Source organism: Micromonospora sp. I033, from assembly GCF_053890995.1.
Window position 1 is genome coordinate 1 of sequence record NZ_JBSSLX010000335.1, and the last position, 4041, is coordinate 4041.

3 protein-coding genes are annotated in these 4041 nt (G+C 73.3%); 1 reads left to right on the plus strand and 2 read right to left on the minus strand.

Annotated features, from left to right (window positions below; all coding sequences use genetic code 11):
- Positions 1 to 54: 54 nt before the first annotated feature.
- Positions 55 to 1320 carry an MFS transporter gene (locus ACW0Q9_RS29570; protein WP_456186904.1) on the minus strand — a complete coding sequence of 422 codons (1266 nt, stop codon included), beginning with the start codon at positions 1318 to 1320 and terminating at the stop codon, positions 55 to 57.
- Between the two features lie 154 nt (positions 1321 to 1474).
- Here ACW0Q9_RS29570 and ACW0Q9_RS29575 point away from each other — a divergent pair, with 154 nt between their 5' ends.
- Positions 1475 to 2257, plus strand: a complete 783-nt coding sequence (locus ACW0Q9_RS29575; RefSeq protein ID WP_456186906.1) for an IclR family transcriptional regulator — start codon at positions 1475 to 1477, stop codon at positions 2255 to 2257.
- Positions 2258 to 2340: 83 nt separating this feature from the next.
- Here ACW0Q9_RS29575 and ACW0Q9_RS29580 read toward each other — a convergent pair.
- Positions 2341 to 4041, minus strand: a 1701-nt coding sequence (locus tag ACW0Q9_RS29580) for a PhoX family protein (protein ID WP_456186908.1), incomplete at its 5' end; no start/stop codon positions are given.

The window sequence follows — 4041 nt, forward strand, 5'->3', positions numbered from 1 at the left end:
TGGTGGTACCACGACCACGTGGTCGGCGGGCCCGGCCCCTCCTGCTCTGGTTGATCAAGAAGTTTGCGTCTCCGCACGCCCATTTCCGGACGCAAACTTCTTGATCAACGAGGCCGAGGTCGGGTGGCCGCCGGGCGGCCAGGAACCGTGGGACAGGAGGCGGCTGCCGGTCAGCATGAGGACCGCGGCGGCCAGCATGGCGGTCGCGGCCACCAGCCACATCGTGGGGTAGCCGGCCGTGTCGGCGATCGTGCCGAGGCCGAGCGGGCCGAGGCAGCCGCCCGCGTACACCCCGGTCTGGGTGATCGAGGTGGCGGCGGCCGGGGCCTGCGGGTGGAGCCGGACCACCGCGAAGTTCATCAGCCCGGGCCAGGCCCAGCCGAGGCCGAAGCCGAGCACCACGCCGGCGACCAGCGGCACCGGGCCGGCCACCGCGAGCAGCACCAGTCCCGCCGCGCCCACCACCAGCATGCCGGCGATCACCGCGACGTGCCCGGTCTCCCGGCGGTCGGCCAGCCAGCCCGCGCCCACCCGGGCCGCCACGCAGACGGCGCTGCCCAGGGTGAGGGTGAGCCCGGCCAGCGCCGGGGACAGCCCCCGGCCGGCCGCCGAGTCGACAACGAAGGTGCCCAGCGCGTTCGCCGCGGCGGCCGCCAGGGTCGCCGCCACGCCGACCACCACCAGCGCCGTCGTGGCCCGGCCCGCCCGGCCGGCCGCGGCGCGGCGCACCCGCTTCCGGTCGGCCGGGGGTACGGCGGGCAGCGCCGCCAGCGCCGCGACGGCGGCCACCACGAACGCCCAGCGCCAGCCGGCGGTCAGCGCGACGGTCGGCACCGCCGCGCCGGCCAGCAGGGTGGAGATCGGGATGGCGGCCTGCTTCACCCCGAAGGAGAGCCCCTGCCGGTGGGCGGGCACGTGCCGGGCCAGCGCGGCGTTGCTGGCGAGCTGGCCGAGCGCGTTGGCGGCGGCGCTGATCCCGAGCAGCGCCACCAGCACCGGGTACGACCGGGCCAGCCCCGCCACGGCCAGCAGCGAGCCCGCGGAGAGCAGGATGCCGGCGCGGGCCACCACGGCCGGCCCGTAGCGCTCGACCAGGGCGCCGGAGGGCACCGAGGCGAGGGCGCTGACGCCGAAGTACACCGAGACGGCCAGGCCGAGCCCGGCGGGGGTGAAGTCGAGGTCGTCGCCCATCTGCACGGCGAGGCCGCCGACCAGGAAGACGGGCAGGACGCAGGCGATCGTGGTGGCGATCGCGCCCGCGTTGACCCGGACGGTACGCCGGGCCGCGGGCGCGGCGGGGTGCAGCACGGTTTCGGTCATGGTCCGGCAAACCTACGCCGCCCACGTTTCGGCAGCTCATCGTGTCTGTCGGTGCACGGTCCGTACCCGGTGATCTGGCATCCTCGATCCGAACAGGCATTTCGCACTCGGCCTGTTTTTCATATGGTGTAAGTCCCCGGCGGCGGAGGTGGTTGTGCGTGACCCCTTGGCGGAACCTTCGGACCTGATCCGAAGTGTCTCCCGCGCGCTACGAGTGCTCGAGTCGGTCGGCCGTGCGCCGAAAGGGCTCACGGTCAAGCAGATCGCCCGCCGCTGCGAGCTGACCGTCGCCACCACCTACCACCTGGTGCGCACGCTGGCCTACGAGGGCTACGTGATCCGCCGGGAGGACGGCACGTACATCGTCGGGCTGGAGGTCGCCGACCGCTACCGCGAGCTGGTCACCGCGTTCCGCGGGCCACCGCCGGTCGGGGAGGCGCTGCGGCGGGCCGCGGCGGACACCGGCTGGAGCCACTACCTGGGCCGCTTCGTGGGCGGCCAGGTCGCGGTGACGGCGGTCGCCGAGGGGCCGCGCTCGCCGTACCTCGAAGACCTGGTGCCGGGCTTCGACGAGGGGGCGCACGCCACCGCGCTCGGCAAGAGCCTGCTCGCCACGCTCACCGCCGAGCAGCGCTTCCGCTACCTGCGGGAATACGGCATGCGCCCGTTCACCGGCGCCACCCTCACCACCGTCGAGGCGTTCGAGGCCGACCTGGCCGCCGGCGACCGGCGCGGCATGCAGCTGGAGCTCGGGCAGTTCCGGCAGGGGGTGGCGTGTGCGGCGGTGCTGGTCACCCCCGACAAGGACATCGAGCGCCGGGTGGTGCTGGCCTGCGCGCTGCCGGCCAGCGAGATGATGACCTCCGCCCGGGTGGTCCGGGCCAAGCTGCTCACCGCCGCCCGCGCGGTCGCCGACGGCATCGCCGCGGAGAGCTGACCCGGGACGGCCGAAGGGCCCCTTCCCGGCGGGGGAAGAGGCCCTTCGGGGACGGTCCAGCGCCGGACCGCCCCGGGGTGGGGTCAGCTGCCGACCGGGCCGCCGTCGAGGCGCCACGTGACGACCACGCCCGGCTTGGCGAAGTCGCCGTCCGGCCAGGTCGAGGCCGGGTTCTCCACCGACGCGCCGGTGATCTCGCCCGGGTGCTGCACGGCCACGAAGACCGAGCGGTTGTCCTTCGTGATGAACGGACCGCAGGTCTCCGCGCCGAGCGGCACGGTGAGGAACTGCTTCAGATGACCGCGCTCCGGGCCCTCGACGGCGGTGGCGAAGAGGCCGTCGTTGCTGCCCAGCGCGTTGCCGTCGGTCGAGATCCAGAGGTTGCCGGTGGCGTCGAAGGCGACGTTGTCCGGGCAGGAGATCGGGGAGACCCTGGTCTTGTCGTACCCGGCGAAGTGGGTCGACGGGTCGGTCGGGTCGCCGCAGACGATCGGCAGCGACCAGGCGAAGCTCTCGGCGGTGTTGTCGCCGCGGTCCTCGACCAGCTCCAGGATCTGCCCGTGCTTGTTGAGGTTGCGCGGGTTCGCCTCATCGGCCGCCGCCTTGCCGGCCTTACCCCGGTCGGTGTTGTTGGTCAGCGCCACGTAGACCTTGCCGGTGAGCTGGCTCGGCTCGACGTCCTCCGGACGGTCCATCTTGGTCGCACCGACCTTGTCCCCGGCGAGCCGGGTGAAGGTCAGCACGTCGGCCGCGGTCATCCCGTCGACGAACGAGCGGTTGCCGCTGACCAGCTTGATCCAGCGGCCCCGGCCGTCGAACGCCCCGTCCGAGGGGAGTTTGCCGGTGCCGTCGATCTCGGCGGCGCTGTTCCCCTCCAGGGCGGCCACGTAGAGCGTGCCGGACTCCAGCAGGGTCAGGTTGTGCTTGCGGGCCACCCAGGAGTTGCCCGGCATGAACTTCTTGTCCGAGACGAACTTGTAGAGGTAGTCGAAGCGCTCGTCGTCGCCCATGTACGCGACCACGTGCCCGTTCCCGGCGACGATCACGTTCGCGCCCTCGTGCTTGACCCGGCCGAGCGCGGTGTGCTTGCGCGGCCGGCTCTCCGGGTCGAACGGGTCGATCTCGACGACCCAGCCGTAGCGGTGCGCCTCGTTCGGGTGCCGGGCCAGGTCGAAGCGCTCGTCGGCGCGCTCCCACTTGCGGCTGCCGCTCGGGTAGCGCACGTCGGTCGGGATGCCGTAGCGGGCCAGCTTCGGCTTCAGCTCCTCGGGCGCGCCGTCGCCGCCGACGAAGTACTGGTTGAAGTTCTCCTCGCCGGAGAGCACGGTGCCCCACGGGGTGATCCCGCCGGCGCAGTTGTTCAGCGTGCCGACCACCGTACGGCCCTTCGGGTCGGCGGCGGTGCGCAGCCAGGCCGAGCCGGCGGCCGGGCCGGTCAGCTCGAACCTGGTGGCCAGCGCCGTGACCCGCCGGTTGTACTGCCGGCGGCCGCTGCGGACCGGCCGCCACTGCCCGGTGGCGTCCACCCGCTCCAGCTCCACCACGGACATGCCGTGCGCGGCCATCGCCACCCGCAGCTGCTCCACCGAGAGCGCGTCCTGCCCGGTGAAGCCGGGGAACATCAGGTCCTCGTTGGTGTACTCGTGGTTGACCACCAGCAGCGCGCGCCTGCGGTCGATCGGCAGCACCCCGACGAAGTCGTTGTTGTAGCCGAACTGCTTCGCCTGCGCGGCGGCGGTCTGCGCGTGCAGGTCGAACGCGGGCGCGCCTGGCACCACGGGGTC

What these genes read in the sequence shown, in the direction of transcription:
- ACW0Q9_RS29570 (WP_456186904.1), bottom strand. Translation starts at nt 1,320, where the DNA reads ATGACCGAAACCGTGCTGCACCCCGCCGCGCCCGCGGCCCGGCGTACC.